This window comes from Actinotalea subterranea (assembly GCF_008364845.1).
In the GTDB taxonomy this organism is placed as follows: Bacteria; Actinomycetota; Actinomycetes; order Actinomycetales; family Cellulomonadaceae; genus Actinotalea; species Actinotalea subterranea.
Window position 1 is genome coordinate 135,233 of the sequence record NZ_VTTP01000008.1, and the last position, 17,943, is coordinate 153,175.

General features: G+C 73.4%; 19 protein-coding genes. 11 read left to right on the forward strand and 8 right to left on the reverse strand.

Going from position 1 to position 17,943, the window contains the following annotated elements:
• The first annotated feature begins 51 nt into the window (after positions 1-51).
• On the forward strand, positions 52-513 hold the full coding sequence (locus tag FZ988_RS13995) for a PLDc N-terminal domain-containing protein (protein WP_149204634.1): 462 nt from the start codon (positions 52-54) through the stop codon (positions 511-513).
• 139 nt (positions 514-652) lie between these two features.
• On the forward strand, positions 653-1,147 hold the full coding sequence (locus tag FZ988_RS14000; protein ID WP_149204635.1) for a dsRBD fold-containing protein: 495 nt from the start codon (positions 653-655) through the stop codon (positions 1,145-1,147).
• 76 nt (positions 1,148-1,223) lie between these two features.
• Here the strand turns inward: FZ988_RS14000 and FZ988_RS14005 are convergent, their stop codons facing one another.
• Entirely contained in the window at positions 1,224-1,928 is a 705-nt protein-coding gene (locus tag FZ988_RS14005) for a cation diffusion facilitator family transporter (RefSeq protein ID WP_149204636.1), read from the reverse strand.
• Positions 1,925-2,299, reverse strand: coding sequence for an ArsR/SmtB family transcription factor (locus FZ988_RS14010; RefSeq protein ID WP_149204637.1), 375 nt, complete (start codon positions 2,297-2,299; stop codon positions 1,925-1,927). Before FZ988_RS14010 ends, FZ988_RS14005 begins: the two co-directional genes overlap by 4 nt.
• Positions 2,300-2,356: 57 nt before the next feature.
• Between FZ988_RS14010 and FZ988_RS14015 the strand changes: the two genes are divergently transcribed.
• Positions 2,357-3,292, forward strand: coding sequence for a 5'-3' exonuclease (locus tag FZ988_RS14015; protein WP_149204638.1), 936 nt, complete (start codon positions 2,357-2,359; stop codon positions 3,290-3,292).
• A 130-nt stretch (positions 3,293-3,422) separates the two neighbouring features.
• On the opposite strand, the gene FZ988_RS14020 is transcribed toward FZ988_RS14015, so the two are convergent.
• The 4 genes from FZ988_RS14020 to FZ988_RS14035 form a co-directional block, all read right to left on the reverse strand.
• A complete protein-coding gene (locus tag FZ988_RS14020) occupies positions 3,423-4,088 on the reverse strand; it encodes an AIM24 family protein (protein ID WP_223145140.1) in 666 nt (221 codons plus the stop codon).
• Positions 4,089-4,166: 78 nt separating this feature from the next.
• Complete coding sequence (locus FZ988_RS14025; RefSeq protein WP_149204639.1) at positions 4,167-4,697, reverse strand: flavodoxin family protein; 531 nt, start codon at positions 4,695-4,697, stop codon at positions 4,167-4,169.
• 106 nt (positions 4,698-4,803) lie between these two features.
• Positions 4,804-5,541: a M50 family metallopeptidase gene (locus FZ988_RS14030; protein WP_149204640.1), complete on the reverse strand. Its 738-nt coding sequence runs from the start codon at positions 5,539-5,541 to the stop codon at positions 4,804-4,806.
• A 133-nt stretch (positions 5,542-5,674) separates the two neighbouring features.
• On the reverse strand, positions 5,675-9,058 hold the full coding sequence (locus FZ988_RS14035; protein WP_149204641.1) for an EAL domain-containing protein: 3,384 nt from the start codon (positions 9,056-9,058) through the stop codon (positions 5,675-5,677).
• Between the two features lie 293 nt (positions 9,059-9,351).
• On the opposite strand from FZ988_RS14035, the gene FZ988_RS14040 reads away from it, so the two are divergent.
• The 6 genes from FZ988_RS14040 (at position 9,352) to FZ988_RS14065 (ending at position 14,477) form a co-directional block, all read left to right on the forward strand.
• Positions 9,352-10,923, forward strand: coding sequence for a DEAD/DEAH box helicase (locus FZ988_RS14040; protein ID WP_246169513.1), 1,572 nt, complete (start codon positions 9,352-9,354; stop codon positions 10,921-10,923).
• Positions 10,913-11,524, forward strand: a complete 612-nt coding sequence (locus FZ988_RS14045) for a 1-acyl-sn-glycerol-3-phosphate acyltransferase (RefSeq protein ID WP_246169514.1) — start codon at positions 10,913-10,915, stop codon at positions 11,522-11,524. The genes FZ988_RS14040 and FZ988_RS14045 overlap by 11 nt, the downstream gene beginning before the upstream one ends.
• Positions 11,525-11,647: 123 nt before the next feature.
• Entirely contained in the window at positions 11,648-12,787 is a 1,140-nt protein-coding gene (locus tag FZ988_RS14050) for an ABC transporter permease (protein WP_149204643.1), read from the forward strand.
• Positions 12,784-13,500 (forward strand): ABC transporter ATP-binding protein, encoded by a 717-nt coding sequence (locus FZ988_RS14055; RefSeq protein ID WP_149204644.1) that lies wholly within the window; start codon positions 12,784-12,786, stop codon positions 13,498-13,500. Before FZ988_RS14050 ends, FZ988_RS14055 begins: the two co-directional genes overlap by 4 nt.
• A 50-nt stretch (positions 13,501-13,550) precedes the next feature.
• The gene (locus FZ988_RS14060) at positions 13,551-14,147 is read left to right on the forward strand and encodes a TetR/AcrR family transcriptional regulator (RefSeq protein ID WP_149204645.1); all 597 of its coding nucleotides are present in this window, start codon (positions 13,551-13,553) and stop codon (positions 14,145-14,147) included.
• Positions 14,148-14,180: 33 nt separating this feature from the next.
• Positions 14,181-14,477: a hypothetical protein gene (locus FZ988_RS14065; RefSeq protein WP_149204646.1), complete on the forward strand. Its 297-nt coding sequence runs from the start codon at positions 14,181-14,183 to the stop codon at positions 14,475-14,477.
• 12 nt (positions 14,478-14,489) lie between these two features.
• Here the strand turns inward: FZ988_RS14065 and FZ988_RS14070 are convergent, their stop codons facing one another.
• Positions 14,490-15,434: an SDR family oxidoreductase gene (locus tag FZ988_RS14070; protein ID WP_149204647.1), complete on the reverse strand. Its 945-nt coding sequence runs from the start codon at positions 15,432-15,434 to the stop codon at positions 14,490-14,492.
• Between the two features lie 127 nt (positions 15,435-15,561).
• Between FZ988_RS14070 and FZ988_RS14075 the strand changes: the two genes are divergently transcribed.
• A complete protein-coding gene (locus tag FZ988_RS14075) occupies positions 15,562-16,404 on the forward strand; it encodes a helix-turn-helix transcriptional regulator (RefSeq protein ID WP_149204648.1) in 843 nt (280 codons plus the stop codon).
• A gap of 90 nt (positions 16,405-16,494) precedes the next feature.
• Here FZ988_RS14075 and FZ988_RS14080 read toward each other — a convergent pair whose 3' ends face one another.
• A complete protein-coding gene (locus FZ988_RS14080) occupies positions 16,495-17,061 on the reverse strand; it encodes a hypothetical protein (protein WP_149204649.1) in 567 nt (188 codons plus the stop codon).
• Between the two features lie 175 nt (positions 17,062-17,236).
• Here FZ988_RS14080 and FZ988_RS14085 point away from each other — a divergent pair, with 175 nt between their 5' ends.
• Positions 17,237-17,701: a hypothetical protein gene (locus FZ988_RS14085; protein WP_149204650.1), complete on the forward strand. Its 465-nt coding sequence runs from the start codon at positions 17,237-17,239 to the stop codon at positions 17,699-17,701.
• The last annotated feature ends 242 nt before the right edge of the window (positions 17,702-17,943 follow it).

Consider the following 17,943-nt stretch of genomic DNA (forward strand, 5'->3'; position numbering starts at 1 on the left):
GGCGCCGACCGCACGGCCCGCCCTCACGGCGGCTCGGATCCAGGGGGATCGATGCTCCGCAACCTCATCTTCGTCGTCGACCTGGCGCTGCTCGTCTTCGCGCTCATCGACTGCATCCAGACGGACTCGATCCTCGTCCGCAACCTGCCCAAGACGATGTGGGTGTTCCTGATCATCCTGGTCCCCGTCGTGGGCCCGGTCGCGTGGCTCGTCGCCGGCCGCCCCGAGCGTGGCGCCACCGCACCGCGCGTGCCGTGGCCCTCGACCCAGACCGCGGGCTTCCCGGAGTACGAGCGGCCCCGTGCGCCCAAGGGGCCCGACGACGACCCCGACTTCCTTGCGGACCTGCGCGCGGGGGACGCGGAGCACGAGCGCATGCTGCGCGACTGGGAGAACCAGCTCCGTGAGCGTGAGCAGCGCCTCGCCCAGACCCGGCCGGAGGGCGCCGAGCAGGCCGCCGACCGTCCGGAGCCGGAGCCCAGGGCCGACGGGACGTCCGAGCCGCGCGCCTGACCGCCGCGACCCCGGACCCGCGGCGCGCGACCCCCGGCCACCGGCTGCCCGACGGCCCTTCCGGACGGGTCCCCAGGGCCCTCCCCTCGGCCGCCCTCCCGGAGCATGATGGAGACATCGACTCCCAAGGAGGCCGGCGATGAAGGCGGCAGTGGGTGACAGGTACGTCCTGGCCTCGAGCACGGTGGACGGGGCAGTCCGCGACGGTCGGGTCGTCGCACTGAGGCACGACGACGGCTCCCCGCCGTACGTGGTGCGGTGGTCGGACACGGGTGAGGAGACGCTCGTCTTCCCGGGCCCGGACGCGCACGTGGAGCACGGCGCGGAGGGTGGCGCAGGCCCCGCCGGTGCCGCGGCGACCGCCCCGCCGGCGACGGTTGCGACGTGGCGGATCCAGCTGACCCTCACGCACGAGGGCCCGGAGACGACGGCGCAGGCCGTGCTCGTCGCCGGGCCGGAGCCCGTGGGCGCCGTGGGTCACGCGCGCAAGAACCCGCACGACGCGTCGGAGCCGGTCATCGGCGACGAGGTCGCCGTCGCGCGGGCCCTGCGCCACCTCGCGGACCGGTTGATCGACACGGCGGAGGAGCAGATCGAGGACGCGACGGGCCGCCCGGCCCGCGTGCACAGCTGAGGGACTGGCCGACGGCGGGCGCGCCTCGTTCACGCGTGCCCCGTCGTCGTGCGTGCCCGTCAGTCGCGCGTGCCCGTCAGTCGTGCGCGTGCGTGTCCGCGGGGTGCTCGGCGTCGTCGTCGGTGCCTGCGGTGTGGCACGTGCACTGCTCGCCGCGCCACGCCTCGAGACCCTCGCGGAACGCGACGGCGGCGATGACGAGGCCGGCCACCGGGTCGGCCCAGCCCCAGCCGAGCGCGGCGTTGAGCACGAGGCCCACGAGGAGCACGGCCGAGAGGTACGTGCACAGGAGGGTCTGGGTCGAGTCGGCGACCACGGCGTGGGAGCCGAGGGCGCGTCCCGTGCGGCGCTGTGCCCAGGACAGGAACGGCATGAGCATCAGGGAGACGACGGCGAGGCCGATGCCCACGGGTGACGGCTCGGGCTCGGCGCCGGGCACCAGGAGCGCGTGCACCGAGTCGTAGGTCACGTAGGCGGCGAGCGCGAAGAACGAGAACGCCATGAGCCGCAGCGCCCGGCGCTCGCGCGACTCGGGCATGGTGTGCCGGAACTGCCAGAGCACGATGAGGCCGCTGGACACCTCGACGACGGAGTCGAGGCCGAACCCCACGAGTGCGGCGGAGCCGGCCACGAGGCCGGCGGCGACGGCGACGACCGCCTCGACGCCGTTGTAGGCGACCGAGGTCCCGGCGAGGATCCGTGCCCGGCGGCCGAGCCGTGCGCGCTCGGCGGGGTCGGTGACGGCCGTGGCGTGCACCTTGGCGGAGCCCGTGGCGCTCATCGGTCGGCTCCCGTGGCGGCGGTCCCGTAGGTGGGGCACAGGTCGACGGCCTCGCCGGTCGCTGCGAGCAGCGTCTCTGCGGAGGCCAGCACGGCGAGGAGCTCGTCGGGTGCGGCGAGCGACCAGAGCGAGGCGCGCCCCTCGGGCCGGGACGCCACGAGGCCGCAGTCCCGCAGGCACGCGAGGTGCGCGGAGACGGTGGACTGGGCGAGGCCCAGGTGCGCGGTGAGCTCGACGACCTTGTGCTCGCCGAGCGCGAGGTGGCGCAGGATCGTCAGGCGGGTCTGGTCGCCCAGGCTGCGGAACAGGGCTGCGGCCGTGCCGAGGTCGACCTCGACCGACTCATCGGCATCAAGCGTTGGCATCGTCATGCGGCGATGCTACCACCGGGAGGATCCGGCGTCGTACGTATCCCCTAGCGTGAGGTCATGACAGCCCCGCGCCCGCTGCTGCTGCTCGACACCGCCTCGCTGTACTTCCGCGCGTTCTTCGGGGTGCCCGACTCCGTCCGGGCGCCCGACGGGACGCCGGTGAACGCGATCCGCGGGCTGCTCGACATGACCGCGCGCCTCGTGACGGCCCGGCGCCCGGAGCGGCTGGTCGCGTGCTGGGACGACGACTGGCGGCCTGCCTTCCGCGTCGACGCGATCCCCAGCTACAAGGCGCACCGTCTGGCGGCCGACGGCGGCGAGGAGGTTCCCGACGCGCTCGCGACGCAGATCCCGGTGATCGTCGAGGTGCTCGAGGCGTTCGGCATCGCACGCGTGGGCGCTCCCGGCTTCGAGGCCGACGACGTCATCGGGACCCTCACGGCGCGGGAGACCGCGCGCCCGGCTGGTGAGCGGCGGCCGGTCGAGATCGTCACCGGCGACCGCGACCTCTTCCAGCTCGTGGACGACGCCGCCGGTGTGCGCGTCCTGTACACGGCGCGCGGCATCGGTGACCTCGACACCATCGACGAGGCCCGGCTGGCCGAGAAGTACGACGTGCGCGGCGGGTCCGCGTACGCCGACCTCGCGGTGCTGCGTGGCGACGCGAGTGACGGCCTCCCGGGCGTCGCGGGCATCGGTGAGAAGACGGGCGCCGCGCTCCTGCGACGCTTCGGCGACCTCGACGGCGTGCTGCGCGCCCTCGACGCGGGGGACGCCTCGTTCACGCCCGCGCAGCGCAGGCGCCTGACCGAGGCGTTGCCCTACCTGGCCGTCGCCCCGGGCGTCGTGCGGGTCGCGCTCGACGCACCCGTCGCCGAGGCCGACGACGCCCTGCCGCGGACACCCGCGCAGCCCGACCGCCTCGTCGAGCTCTCGACCCGGTGGGGCCTCGCGTCGAGCGTCGCACGCCTCGTCGACGCGCTCGCGGCCTGAGCCGGGGCTCCACGCTCAGCGAGTCGCCGGGCGGCGGAGACCTACCTGGCGGCGGGCGTCAGCCGGTGGAGAGAGCCCGGCTGCCCGGCGTCCGCCGCGTGGGCGGGCCGGGCAGCGGGCCCCGACCACGTCAGCTGCTCTGCTGCGCCACCGGCTTGCCCTCGCTGGCCTGGATGATGACGAAGCCCTGGCCGGCGAACGCGAGCTGGAAGGCCTCGCCCGAGCCGCGCCCGATGAGCGACCCGGCGGAGAACGACGTCTTCACGCTCGTCTGCAGGGTCGTGGACCACGCGATCGCCGACTGGGCGTCGGCGTACGTCGGGGCGTCGACGTTGAGGACGACGGGCGGCCCGTAGGACATGACCGCGAGGACGCCGTGACCCGTGAACACCGTGTTGAAGAGCCCGCCGGCCATCATCGACGCACCCTCGACGCGCCGGATGTCCCACTGCAGGGACGGGTCGAACGCGAGCACGTTGCGGCCGTTGACCGTGACGGAGTCGCCCTCGAGCGTGATCAGGTGGATCTCTGAGGCGTCCTCCGCGAGGAACAGGTCGCCGCGCCCGGTGACGCGCATGAGCGGCACGCCCTCGCCCGTGAACGCCTTCTTCAGGAGCTTCCCGACGCCGCCCGCACCCTGGTACGCGAAGTCCATCTGACCCTGGTAGGCGACCATGGAGCCCTGCCGCGCCATGACCTCGCCGTCGAGGCGGACGCGAAGCATCTTGTGGTTCTGGAGGGCGAAGCGGTCCGTCGTGGCCGCCTCCATGTTGCTGCCGAAGATCTGACTGCGCACGCGTGCTCCTCGTCCGGTGGCCCCGTCGGGGCCGCTCGGCACAAGACTGTCAGAGCGTCAGGCCGGGCCGTGTCCCCGTCAGACCCGCACGTGCGCGGCGCCGAGCTCCCGGCCCCACGCGCGGGCCGCCTCGACCTCACCGTCCACGAGGCCGTCGGCCTTGCCGTGCACCTTGAACGTGCGGGGCTTGGCGATGGGCCGGCCGCCGAGCGCGCGCATCGCCTTGTCCGCGGCCTTCGCGGCGGAGCCCGGCAGGTTCGGCTTGACGACCTTGGTGTCGAAGGCCGCGAACTGCAGCCCGCCCGTGGGCAGCCGCAGGGCCTCGATCCACTCGCGCAGGCCCTTGCCGGCGGAGATCACGGCGCCGTTGGGGGAGTCCTTGACGGCGTCCTGGCGCGTGCTCGCACGGCTCATGCTGAACGCGTGCGTGGGACCGCCGAGGACGACGAGGTCGACGTCGGCCGGGAGCTGCTTGCTGCCGGGTGTCGCGGCGAGGGCGCTCACCTCTGCGAGCCGGACCGGCCCGTGCGCTGCCAGCCCGTCCGCGACCGCCTCGGCGATCGCCTTGGTGCTTCCGTACATCGACTCGTACACGACCACGGTGCTCATGGACCCAACCTGGGCCACCTGTCGATCTTCGTCCAGGGCACAAGGTCCTCCCTGAGCGCTGCGGCGGTCAGGGCGGCCGGTCAGGGCGGCGAGTCGCGGAAACCTGTCAGGGACGCGCGGCCACGACGGCTGCGACGACGTCGGGCACCAGCAGCGCCGCACCCGCGCCCACGGCCGCGAGCGTGAGGATGCCGAAGACCACGACCCACAGACCCCCCGGCAGGTGCGTGAGGCGCCCGAGCTGGTCGGCGTCCGACGTGCGACCCGCACCACCGCGGCGTGAGCGCCCGAGCTCGACGACCGTGCGCGGCGCCGCGAAGAGCAGGAACCAGGTGAGCGTCCAGGCGACGGCGGACTGTGCCGACTGCGGCGCCCACGAGGTCACGGCGACGAGCGCGAGCCCGCACACGAGCACGACCCACAGGCCGAAGAGGTTCCTGATCTGCAGGAGCAGCAGGGCGAGGAGCAGGAGGAGGCCCCACAGGAGCGCGACGGCGCGGCCCTGCGCGAGGAGGACGGCGCAGCCCAGCCCCAGGACGGCGGGGCCCGTGTACCCCGCCAGCAGCGTCACGACCATCCCGATGCCGCGGGGCCGGCCCCGGGAGAGCGTCAGCCCCGACGTGTCGGAGTGCAGCCGGATGCCGGTCAGCCGGCGGCCGCTGAGCACGGCGGCGACGGCGTGACCGCCCTCGTGCGCGACCGTCACGACATGCCTGGTCAGGGGCCACACACCCGGCAGCAGGACCAGGGTGAGCGCGATCGCCGCGCACGCCAGGACCACCGCCGTCGAGGGCAGGGGTTGCGTGCCGGTCAGTCGTTCCCAGAGCTGGTCCACGCCGGTCATGCTCTCAGGTGCGGCCGCCCGCGGGCTGCTGCTCGGGCCGCGCGGTGCTGCGGTCGTCCCACCGGTCCGCGGTTCAGACGCGCTCCGCGGGCCTGACGCGTGGTGAGGCCGCCGGCCACCCGGCCCCGCGGCTTCAGCCCACGCGTTCCGGGTCCGGGCGTCGTGCGAACGGGGCCCCGAGGAGCAGGCCGGCGTCGGCGCCCGGCAGGGCCTTGGCGTAGAGCCAGCCCTGCACGTTGACGCAGCCCATGGTGTGCAGGCGCTCGGCCTGGGCGGGGGTCTCGACGCACTCGGCGACCACGTCCATGCCGAGCACGCGCCCCATGTCGAGGATGATCCGGACGAGGTCGGTGGTCTGCTGGACGTCGCCGAGCTCACGGATGAACGAGCCGTCGATCTTGAGCGCGTCGACGGGGAACGTGCGCAGGGCGTGCAGCGAGGACTGCCCGGTGCCGAAGTCGTCGACGTGCAGGCGCAGGCCGCTCGCGTGCAACGAGTCCATGATCGCCCGGGCGGCGTCGGGGTCGGACATCATGACCGACTCGGTGATCTCGAGCACGAGGCTGCTGGCGTGGACGCCGTGGCGGGTCAGCGACGTGTGCACCGTGGACAGGAGGTCGCTGGCCCAGAACTCACGGTGGGACACGTTGACGGACACGGTCGCGGGGCGCGCGTGGGCGGCCTGCCACGCCGCGATCTGGCGGCACACCTCGTCGAGGACCCAGTGCCCGAGGGCGACGATCGACGCGTCGTCCTCCATCGCGGGCAGGAACTCGGCGGGCGGCAGGAGCCCGCGCTCGGGGTGCTCCCACCGCACGAGCGCCTCGAAGTGGGCGAGGCCCGCGCCGTCGAGGTCGACGATCGGCTGGTAGTGCACCACGAACTGCTGCTCGGCGAGGGCGGTGCGGAGCTCGCCGCGGGCGCGCAGGCGCCGGGTCGCGCGCGCGTGCATCTCGGGGTCGAACACGGACGCCGAGCCGCGCTCGTTCGCCTTGGCGTGGTACATCGCGATGTCCGCGTCCCGCAGGACGTCCTCCGGGTCCGTGTAGGGCGTGCCCGACGTCGCGATGCCGACGGACGCCGTGACGGACACCTCGTCGCCGCCGAGCAGCACGGGGGCCGTGATGCTCTCCTGGATGCGGTGCGCGATCGCGAGGACCTCGTCGGGCGCCGGGTCGGTCAGGAGCACCGCGAACTCGTCGCCGCCGAACCGTGCGGCCGTGTCCACGGCCCGCAGGTCGCTGCGCAGGCGGTCGGCGACGACCTTGAGGAGCTCGTCGCCCATGAGGTGGCCGAGGGAGTCGTTGACGAGCTTGAACCCGTCGAGGTCGAGGAAGATCACGGCGAACCCGGCCGACCGGCGGCGCTGCGGGCGACGGACCGCGACGCCGAGGCGCTCGAGGAAGAGCCGCCGGTTGGGCAGTCCCGTCACCGTGTCGTAGAGCGCGCCCTGCCTGAGCTGGTCCTCGAGCTCCTTGCGCGGGTGGATGTCCGAGAGCGAGCCGACGAGGCGCTGGACCGGCCCGGAGCCGCTGCCGACGCCCAGGCCCCGCAGCAGGAGCCAGCGCGGTGCGCGGTCAGGCACGGCCACGCGGAACTCCGCCTCGATGGACTCGTCGCGCACGGACATCGCCTGGGACATGACGTCGCGGACGAGGCCCACGTCGTCGGGGTGGACGCGGGACCAGACGTCGGCGTCGGTCACGAGGCTCGCCTCGAGCCCGAGGAGGTCGCGGCAGCGGTCCGAGAGGAACACGCGGTCGCTCGCGAGGTCCCACTCCCACAGCCCGTCGTTCGCGGCACGTGACGCCGCGGCGTACCGCTCCTCGCTCGCGCGCACGGTGGCCTGGAGCTCGGCGCCCTCGAAGGTCGCGCACAGCAGGGCCGCCCAGTGCCGGAAGGTGTCGCGCGCCGACGTGGTGTCGATCTCGACGACGCCGGCGAACATGCCCCAGTCGCGCGTGCTCGTGCGGACCGGCACGACCAGGCACACCTCGCGCCGGCGGGCGTCGGCGGCGCCGATGAGCTGCGAGGTCGGGAAGGAGCGGACGGGGACGACGCTGCCGATCGGGTCGGCGAGCCCGGCGGGGCCGTGGGAGCCGACGACGCGCAGCCGGGTGTGCTCCTCGTCGTCCCACAGGGCGAGGGTCGCGGCGCGCACGTCGGTCGAGCGGAGCCAGTGCAGCGACCGCGGGTCGCCCGAGCGTGAGTCGAGGAGCGCGACGTCGACCCCGAACTGCTGCTCGAGCTTGGCGTCGAGGGACTGGGAGCGCCGCAGGTAGGCGCCGGCCTGGAGCTGCCACAGGGCGGCGGCGACGCGTGCGGCGCCGGGCGAGGCGTCCCCGTCGACGGACGCCCCCCACACGGTGCAGCGCTGCACGTACTCGTGCAGGGCGCTCGCGACGCGGTGGAGCATCTCGGGTCGCGGGGCCATGCGGTGCAGCGTCGTGATGAGGCCCTGCACGTCGTCGGCCGAGGGGTCCACGTCGGGCTTCAGGAGGCGGTCGACCTCGGCGACGGCGGCGAGCACAGGCCCGTCGGCCTCGGGTCCGTGGCCCACGAGGAGCGTGCTGCGCAGGAGGTCCGTGAGCTCCTCGCGGACGACGTCGAGGCTCAGGTCGGTGCCGCGGACGGGGCGGTGGTCGGAGCTGCCGAAGAGGCCGGCGGTGCACCCGCACGAGCCGCGCGCGGCCACGACGATCCCCGGCGAGGAGTGCGGGATCGCGGGGACCGGCTCGCCGCGCACCGACGCGACGACGAGGCGCCCCGCGAGCGCGCCGACCTCGTCGAAGCGCTGGTTGACGCTCGACAGGCTCGGCGTGCGGAAGGCGCCCGCCTCGACGTTGTCGAACCCGACGACGGCGAGCTCCTCGGGGACCTGCAGGCCCGCGCGGTGCAGGGCGTCGAGGAGGCCGAACGCGTTGCGGTCGGTGGCGACCATGACGGCCGTGGGGCGGTCCTTGCGGCTGAGGAGCTCGGCCGCCGCGGAGGCGCCGCCCTCCTCGCTCGAGTTCTCGGCGCGGAAGAGGAGGTGCGGGCCGGACTCGAGGCCGTGCACGTCGAGCGCCTCGAGGTAGGCGGCGTACCGCTCCTGCATGTCGCTCTGGTTGAGGGTTCCGACGAACCCGATGCGGCGGTGGCCGTGCGCGATGAGGTGCTCGACGGCGGCGAACGTGCCCTCGTGGTTGTTGGGCAGGGCGACGGGCGCCTCGAAGCCGTCGACGCGGATGCTCGAGAGGATCACGGGCTTGCCCTCGGCGCGCAGGCGCTCGAGGTAGGCCGCGGGGGCTGCGAGGGAGACGGTCACGACGCCGTCGGCGTGGTCCCACGCGACGGGGACCTCGATGGCGGGGAAGTGCTCGGCCTTGTCGGGCCGGTCGCCGGGGTCGAGGGTCACGAGGACGACGAGCCGGCCGTCGGCGGCGGCGACCTCGCGGGCGAGGCCGTCGAGCAGTGCGCCGTGGTAGAAGCCGCCGGTGCTGCGCACGAGTGCGAGCACGGTCATCGGCTGGGCCACGGCTTCCTCCCCGGTGCAGCGGGAGTTCACCCCCGCACTGCATGATCGGCAGCGGGAGGCCGCATGTGAGGGGTCGCGCCCGCGGGCCGCCGAGCGGTCGTCGCGGCGTCGTCGTGGGGGGTGCCCTGGTGGTCGCTCCGGTGGACGGAGCGGGACGGGAATCGATTCGTAGGGCAGACTGTTGCCCGAGGTGCGCGCATCCTGTGCGCCCTACGTCGTGGAGCACCGGCGGGTCCAGCACCCGTGCAGCCGCCGCGAGCCCCGACCGATACCCCGCCGGAAAGGCGATCCCTGTGCCCAGCTTCTCTTCCCTCGGTGTGCCCGAGAACCTTGTCCGCTCCCTCACGGAGCGCGGAATCACCGAGCCGTTCCCCATCCAGTCGGCCTCGCTGCCTGACACGCTCGCCGGGCGCGACGTGCTCGGCCGCGGCCGCACCGGCTCCGGCAAGACCCTCGCCTTCTCCCTGCCGATGGTCGCCCGTCTCGCGGGTGGCACGCGTCGGCCCCGCCGCCCCCGTGGCCTCGTCCTCGCGCCGACGCGTGAGCTCGCCACCCAGATCGCGGCGACGCTCGAGCCCCTCGCCGCCTCCGCGGGCCTCACGGTGACGACGATCTTCGGCGGTGTGTCGCAGCACCGCCAGGAGGTCGCGCTCGGCGCGGGCGTCGACATCGTCGTCGCGTGTCCCGGCCGCCTCGAGGACCTGCTCGGCCAGAAGGTCCTGACGCTCGACGACGTCGAGATCACGGTCCTGGACGAGGCGGACCACATGGCCGACCTCGGCTTCCTGCCCGGTGTGCGCCGCATCATGGGCGCGACGCCCGCACGCGGCCAGCGGCTCCTGTTCTCCGCGACGCTCGACAACGGCGTGGACCAGATCGTGCAGAAGTTCATGCACCGTCCCTCCACGCACTCGGTCGACTCGGCCGAGACGCCCGTCGCCGCGATGACGCACCACGTGTTCACGGTGTCCGACGCCGAGGTCAAGGCCGCCGTCGTGCGCCACCTCGCCTCGGGCGTCGGGCGCCGGCTGCTGTTCACGCGCACCAAGCACCAGGCGAAGAAGCTCGCCAAGCAGCTCACGGCCGCGGGCATCCCTGCCGTGGACCTGCACGGCAACCTCAGCCAGAACGCGCGTGAGCGCAACCTCGACGCGTTCTCGACCGGTGGGGTGCGCGTGCTCGTCGCGACGGACATCGCGGCGCGCGGCATCCACGTGGACGACGTCGAGCTCGTGGTGCACGTGGACCCGCCGGCCGAGCACAAGGCGTACCTGCACCGCTCGGGCCGCACCGCGCGTGCCGGGTCGGGTGGCGACGTCGTGACGCTCGTGCTCCCGGAGCAGACCGGTGACGTGCGGACGCTGACGCGGCTCGCGAAGATCGACGCGCGTCCTCAGCCGGTCCAGGCCGGTGCGCGCGCGCTCGAGGCGCTCGTCGGCGAGATCGCTCCCGTCGTGGTCCCCACGGCGCCCCCTGTCTCGATCAGCAGCGGTGGCGGCAACGGCCGCTCGGGCCGCGGCCGTGGTCGCTCGACCGGCTCGACGGGCTCCGCCGCGGGTCACGGCGCCTCGGGGAGCGCCCCGGCGCACCCCGGTCAGGGGCGTGGCGGCGCGACGGCGCCCAAGCGCGTGGGTCTCTCCGGCGAGGCGACGACGTCGTCCGGCGGGCGTCGGCGTCGTAGCGGGTCCGCGGGCGCTGGTGCCGCGGCGGGCTCGGGCCGCAGCGCCCAGGGCCGTAGTGCGATCTCCCAGTTCCCGGTCCAGTCGTCGGGCTCCGGCGGTGGCCGGTCGACCGGTGGTGGTGCCCGTCGCGACGGTGCCGTCGAGATGTCCCGCAGCGGCGGCGGACGGCGTCGTGGCCGCTGACGGCTCCGCCGTCGAGCGGCCCCGCATGCCGGTCCGCCGGTGGCTCGCGCGGACGGCGTTCCGCGCGGTGGGGTGGCGCAAGGTCGGGACGCTTCCGCGCACCGGCATCTTCATCGGTGCGCCGCACACGTCGAACTGGGACTTCGTCCTGACGATCCTCGTGCTGTGGTCCGACGGCATGTCGCCGAAGGTGCTCGTCAAGAGCGAGATCTTCTGGTGGCCGCTCGGCCCGCTGCTGCGGGCGCTGGGTGCGCTGCCGACGGAGCGCGGTGTCAACGGCGGGCTCGTCGATCGCCTGGCGCAGGAGGCGCGGTCGAGCAAGGGCTTCGCGCTCGTCATCGCGCCCGACGGCACGCGTCGCAAGACGGACCACTGGAAGTCCGGCTTCTACCGCATCGCGCTCGCGACGGGCCTGCCCGTGACGCTCGGCTTCATCGACGGCCCCACGCGCACGACGGGCCTGGGCCCGACGATCACGCTCACGGGTGACGTCGGTGCGGACATGGACGTGATCCGCGCGTTCTACGCGGACAAGCGCGGCGTGCGCCCGGGCCGCGGCAGCACCCCGCGCCTGCGCGAGGAGGATGCGCCGGCCACCTGAGCCGGGCGCGTCCCACACCTGTCCGAGAACGGCCTGACCTCCCACGGTCGCGTTTCCTGACGCACCGTCGGTATAGTTGCCGACAGTGCGTCGGCAAGCCGTGCCGGCCCGGAGGGAGTGCGGATGTTCTTGGCCTGGCGCGAGCTGTGGTTCGCGCGTTCACGGTTCGGTCTCATGGGGGCGGTCGTCGGCCTCGTCGCCGTCCTCGTGGTCATGCTCTCGGGGCTCTCGTCCGGCCTCGTCAACGACGGCGTCTCGGGGCTCAAGAAGCTCCCGGTCACCGCCTTCGCGTTCGACGACGGCACGGCCGTCGACTCGGCGTTCTCCCGCAGCACCGTCGACCGCGACCAGCTCGCTGCGTGGTCCGCGCAGGACGGCGTCGCCGAGGCCGCGCTCTTCGGCAACCAGCTCGTCAACGCCGAGGGCGCGAACGGTGAGGCCGTCGACCTCGCGCTGTTCGGCGTCGAACCCGACTCCTTCCTGGCTCCTGCGCCCGACGCCGTGGCCGACGGTGAGGGGCTCGGCGACGCGACCGGCATCGTCGTGAGCGACACGGTGACCGAGCTCGGCCTGGGCGTCGGCGACACCGTGACCATCGAGCGGCTCGGGACCGAGCTGACCATCGTCGGCGTGCTCGACGGCCAGCACACCTTCGGCCACGTCGACGTCGCGTACGTCCCGCTCGAGACGTGGCAGGAGATCCACTCGGGTGCGCTCCCGGGCACCGAGGTACGGCCCGAGGCGTACGACGAGGCCACGGCCGTCGCGCTGTCCGTCGCCGACGGCGCGGAGCTCGACACGGCCGCGGGCGACTCGGACGCCGCGACCATGACGGTCCCGCTCGACGAGTCGTTCGACGGCTCGCCCGGCTACGCCGCCGAGACCCTCACCCTCAACCTGATCCAGCTCTTCCTCTACGCGATCTCGGCCCTCGTCGTCGGTGCGTTCTTCACCGTGTGGACCATCCAGCGCAAGCACGAGATCGCCGTCGCGCGGGCCATGGGGGCGTCGACCGGCTACCTCGTCCGGGACGCGCTCGGCCAGGCCGCCGTCGTCCTCGTCGTCTCGACCGTCGTCGGCATGGCCGTGGGCGTCGGGTTCGGGGCCCTCATGACGTCGACGCCCATGCCGTTCGCGCTCGAGGCGGGCCCGCTGGCCGTCGCCGCGGCGCTCCTCGTCGGCCTCGGCCTCCTCGGCGCCGCGGCATCCGTCGGTCGCATCGCCCACGTCGACCCCCTGACCGCACTCGGAGGACAGCGATGACCGGCACCACCCAGCAGGCCCCGGGCACCACCCCGACGACGACCGTGGGCCTCGAGCTCGACGACGTCACCCTGACCCTCGGCGACGGCGACTCGACGGTCACCGCCCTCGACCACGTGTCGCTCACCGTCCCGCCGGGCCAGCTCCTCGCGGTCGTCGGGCCGTCCGGGGCCGGCAAGTCGAGCCTGCTCGCCGTGGCCGGCGCGCTCGGGCTGCCCACGGCAGGTGTCGTGCGCGTCGCGGGTGTGGACGTCTCGGCCCTGAACGCTGCCCGACGCGCGGACCTGCGCCGCAGGCGGATCGGCTTCGTCTTCCAGTCCGGCAACCTGCTGCCGGCGCTGACGGCCGTCGACCAGCTCCGGTTCGCCCTGCACGTGGCGGGGGAGCGGGTCGGCCGGGACGGGCGCGACCCGCGCACGCTGCTCGGGCAGGTGGGCATGGCGCACAAGGCCGACCGGAGGCCGCACGAGCTGTCCGGTGGTGAGCGCCAGCGCGTGGGCATCGCCCGGGCGCTCGTCACGGCCCCCGCCCTGCTCCTCGTGGACGAGCCCACGGCGGCGCTCGACCGCGCGCGCAGCCACGAGGTCGTGCAGCTCCTCGCCACCGAGACGCACGAGTACGGCGTCGCGACGGTCATGGTCACCCACGACCACGACGTGCTCGAGCACTGCGACCGCGTGGTCGAGATGGAGGATGGAAGACTGACGGCCTGAGCAAGGCGCTCGCGGGCCTGGTGGCCCGCGAGCTCGTCGTGAGGAGACCCGTGCCGCGCATCAGCGCCCCGACCGTCGCCGAGCACCGCTCGGCGCAAGAACGTGCGCTGCTCGACGCCGCACGGGCGCTCCTCGCCGAGACGGGCCGACCGCCCACGTTCGCCGCCCTCGCGGAGCGTGCCGGCCTGGCGCGCCCGAGCGTCTACCAGTACTTCCGCTCGGCCGAGGACCTGCTGCGCGCCATGGTCGAGGACGTGTTCCCCCGCTGGTCCGCGACCGTCGCCCGGGCGATGGACGCGGCGCCCGACGACGGCGCACGCGTCCTCGCCTACCTGCGGGCGAACCTCGAGCTCGTCGCCGAGGGGGAGCACGCGCTCGCGACGGCCCTCGCGACCGTGGGCCCCTCGACCGCCGTCATGAAGAGCACTCAGGTGATGCACGACGACCTGCTGCGCCCCCTGACCGCGGCCCTCGGCGCGCTCGGCGCGCGGGACGTGACGCGCGCAGCCGAGCTGGTCAACGCCGTCCTCAACGCCGCGTCACGCATGATCGAGTCCGGGTCGTCGATCGACCAGGTGTGGCCGACCGTCGAGGACCTCGTCAGGCCGTACGTCGAGCGCCTGGGCGCGCGGGGTTCGAGCGTATGAGAGAGCGCGCCTACGAGGGAAGCTGGTGTCGTGATGCGTGAGCCGCTCTTCCTCCTCGAGCTGCTCGTCGCCGTGCTGCTCGGCATGGTCGGTTCGGTGTTCTTGACCACGGCGGGCCGCGTCATCAGGCAACGCGGCGCCGCTGTGTGGACCGCGGGCATCGTGGTCACCGTGCTGCTGTTCGCAGCGCTCTGGGGCATCGACCGTGTTGCCGACGGACCCGAGCTACGGATCTTGCTCGTCATCGCCCTGGTGATCTTGGGAACGGTCCTCAGCGGCCCGTTGCGCATGCGTGTACTGGCGTCCGGGGCTGCGACCGCCGAGCAGTGACCGGCGTCGGCGTCAGCGGACCGGGAACGGTGCCGCCGTCAGCTCCTGGGACACCTGCCACACCCGGCGGGCCTCGTCCCTGTTGCGGAGGCGGGAGTAGAGCGACTGCTCGGCGGGTGCGCCGCCCAGGTGGCCGGGGCCCTTGGGGCCGTAGAGCCGCCCGCCCTGCGCCTCGGGCGAAGTCGCCGCGTAGAGCGCGGGGAGGGCAGCGCTCTCCGGGGTTCCGGCGAGGATGCCGCGTGCGGACAGCCAACGGATGACCCGCACGCCCCTGGTGTCCCCCGTGCGTCCCAGCTCTGCGCGGGCCGAGAGCAGGCTCGTGGGGGCGACGCCAGGGTGGGACAGGTTGCTCGTGATGCCCCACGCGTGGGCGTCGCTGTGCCGTCCCAGCTCGAGGGCGAACAGGCCCAGCGCGATCTTCGACTGGGAGTAGGCGCCCATGCCGTCGTACGAGCGTTCCCAGTTGAGGTCGTCCCAGTTGATGGCGCCCCGGTTGGCCGCCATGCTCACCTGCGTCGTGACGTGGGCGCGGCCAGCCCGGAGCAGGGGCAGCAAGTGCGAGACCAGGGCGACGTGGCCCAGGTGGTTGGTGCCGAGCTGGAGCTCGAACCCGTCGACGGTGGTCTGGCGGTCCGGTGGGGTCATCACTCCGGCGTTGTTGATGAGCAGGTGGACGGGGTCGCCCTCGCCGCGCAGCGCGTCGCCGAAGGCCGCGACGGACTCGAGGGACGCGAGGTCCATCTGGTGCAGAGACACGGCTGCCGTCGGCACAGCCTGACGGATCGACGCGACGGCTGCCTCGCCCTTGCGTGGGTTGCGGACGGGGAGCACGAGATGGGCGCCCGCGGCGGCGAGCCGGGTGGCGATGCGGAGCCCGATGCCGTCGCTCCCGCCGGTCAGGACGGCCCGGGTGCCGGTCAGGCTGGGGACGGTGATGTCGATGGGTCTGCGCGCCATGGGGGTTCTCCTGGTGTGGTGGTGCCACGACCCTCGCGCCGATGGCGACCGGCATCCAGGGCCTGTCAGTCAGTGGCTACCGAGGAGGCCTCGCTGTAGAACGGTCTGCACGAGGTGAGGGGCGCACATGACGATCGACCGACCAGGGGTCGCGCAGTTCCTGCGTCACCGCCGCGAGGCGCTGCAACCCGAGGACGTGGGCCTGCCGCGCGGGCGGCGTCGTCGGACCGACGGTCTGCGTCGTGAGGAGGTCGCGGTGCTCTGCCACATGTCGACCGACTACTACGCGCGCCTCGAACGGGGGACCGGCCCGCAGCCGTCGGAGCAGATGATCGCCTCGATCGCGCAAGGGCTGCACCTGTCGATCGCCGAGCGCGACCACCTGTTCCGGCTGGCCGGGCACCATCCGCCCGCTCAGGGGGCGTCGAGCGAGCACATCAGCCCCGGCCTGCTGCGCATCTTCGACCGTCTGGCGGACACGCCGGCCGAGATCGTGACCGAGCTCGGCGAGACCCTGCGCCAGACCCCGCTCGGTGTCGCGCTCACCGGGGACACCGCGAGCCTCACCGGGCCCGCCCGCAGCATCGGCTACCGCTGGTTCACGGACCTGGCGAGCCGTCAGCTCTACGCCGCCGAGGAGCACCCGTTCCTGTCGCGGCTGTGGGTGTCCGGCTTGCGTGAGGTGATGGCGCTGCGCGGGCGCCCGTCACGCGCCGCGGAGCTCGCCGACGACCTCCTGGCCCGGAGCGAGGAGTTCCGCGCCATCTGGGACCTGCAGGAGGTCGGCGTGCGGCCCGCCGACGTCAAGCACCTCAGGCACCGTGAGCTCGGGGCCCTCGAGCTCACCTGCCAGACGCTCACCGACCCCGCGACGGCGCACTCGCTGCTGGTCTACACGGCCGTCCCCGGGACGGAGAGCCACGAGAAGCTGCAGCTGCTCTCGGTGATCGGCGCGCAGCCGCTCGGCTGACGACGGCGCGCTCGCGCGCGTGTGGGGCCTCGGTGCCGGGTGCGTCTGCGCCTCGTTGGTCAGGCGCGACCACTCGCCTGCGCTTGCTGCCTAGTAGATGGGGAGGGTGGCGTCGTCGCCTTCGAAGTCGGGTGTGATGCCTTGGCTGGTGAGCCAGTCGACGAGGCGTCTTCGGCTGGCGCCGTCGTACTTGACGTAGCTGAGGATGTGCAGGGTGGCGTCGTCCTGGGTGAGGTACAGGCGTTGGATGCCGTAGGCGTAGAACTGGAACGCGGGCGGCTCGTCGACGAGGCGAACGGTGATGCGTCCTGGGTGCACGGTGATGCGTTGGCGCGGGTAGCCGACGACGCCCCAGGGGCTGGCGAGGACGGTCGTGCCGCGGGCGGTGCGCCGCCCGTAGAGGCTGGCAAGGAGTCCGAGGCCGGTCGCGATGTGGACGGCAACGAAGACGATCGTGACCACGATGGCGGCCGCGGCAATGATCAGATACACCGCCTTGGCCCTGGGGTCGATGTAGGTGCGGGCGAGATCCGGGTGCTGGATCGCCCAGGGCACACCGCTCAGGGTGGCAAGCAGGACGAGCAGACCGAACGCGGGGAAGATCAGGGTCTGCGCGGCGCCACGTCGAGCGCTCACCAGTCGCGTGTACAGGATCACTCCCCTCAGGCGCCGTTGCCGGGCCTGGGCGTGCGGCACGTCCGCAGCGCCCCGACCTGGGGTCTCAGGCGGTAGCCCTCTGGCGGCTCCTCGCGATCATGGACCCCTAGCGGGCTGCCGGTCCACCGGGCAGAGTGGCGGGACGGTCAAGCACGGAGGGCAGGGAGGCGCGTCGGTGGATGACGCGACGTTCCGGATCCCGATGCACGGGGTCGGAGGCTTCGTGTCGCTCGACGCGATCCTTGCCGTCGTGGACGGCGCCAGCCTGGAGTGGCACCTGGTGGACATCCGGGCGATCGCGAAGCGTGAGTCAGGCGTGGACGTGCTGCAGCTCGAGGAGGACGTGCGAGCCCACCCGGGTGGTCTGGCGCTCACAGACGCGGCCCTTCGCGCGCTCGCGCGCCAGATCGACCAGGTCATCGACTGCGAGATCCTCGGCCTGCGTGCCGAACGGCCCGACGCGTCAACGCCGGACGTGAGCATCGTCGCCTTCGACAGCACCGAGTGGATCGTGCGGTTGAGTGAGGCGGCGAGCAGCAGACTCAACCAGGACGGCCGACTCACGCTGCTTGACGTCGACCGGGCCGGGAGCGCGCGGCGAGAGGCGCGGTCGCTGGCCGACGGCGACATCGTGCGCTGATGGACAGTGGCCGCGACTCTGGGACAAGGGCACGCGTTGTGCTCGACGATGAGCAGGTGAACATGGCGATGGTGTGCGGGGCCACCTCCTGGCCTGTCCGGGTGGCGAATCAGTGACCGCGCTCCGATGGGCGTTCGTGATCCTGTGGGTATTCCTGGCTGCGGCGTGAACCGCCCCGGCGTGTCCGGAGACTTCAGTCCTTGGAAGGGTTGGGATCGGGGTCATGTCGAGTGGTGCGTCCA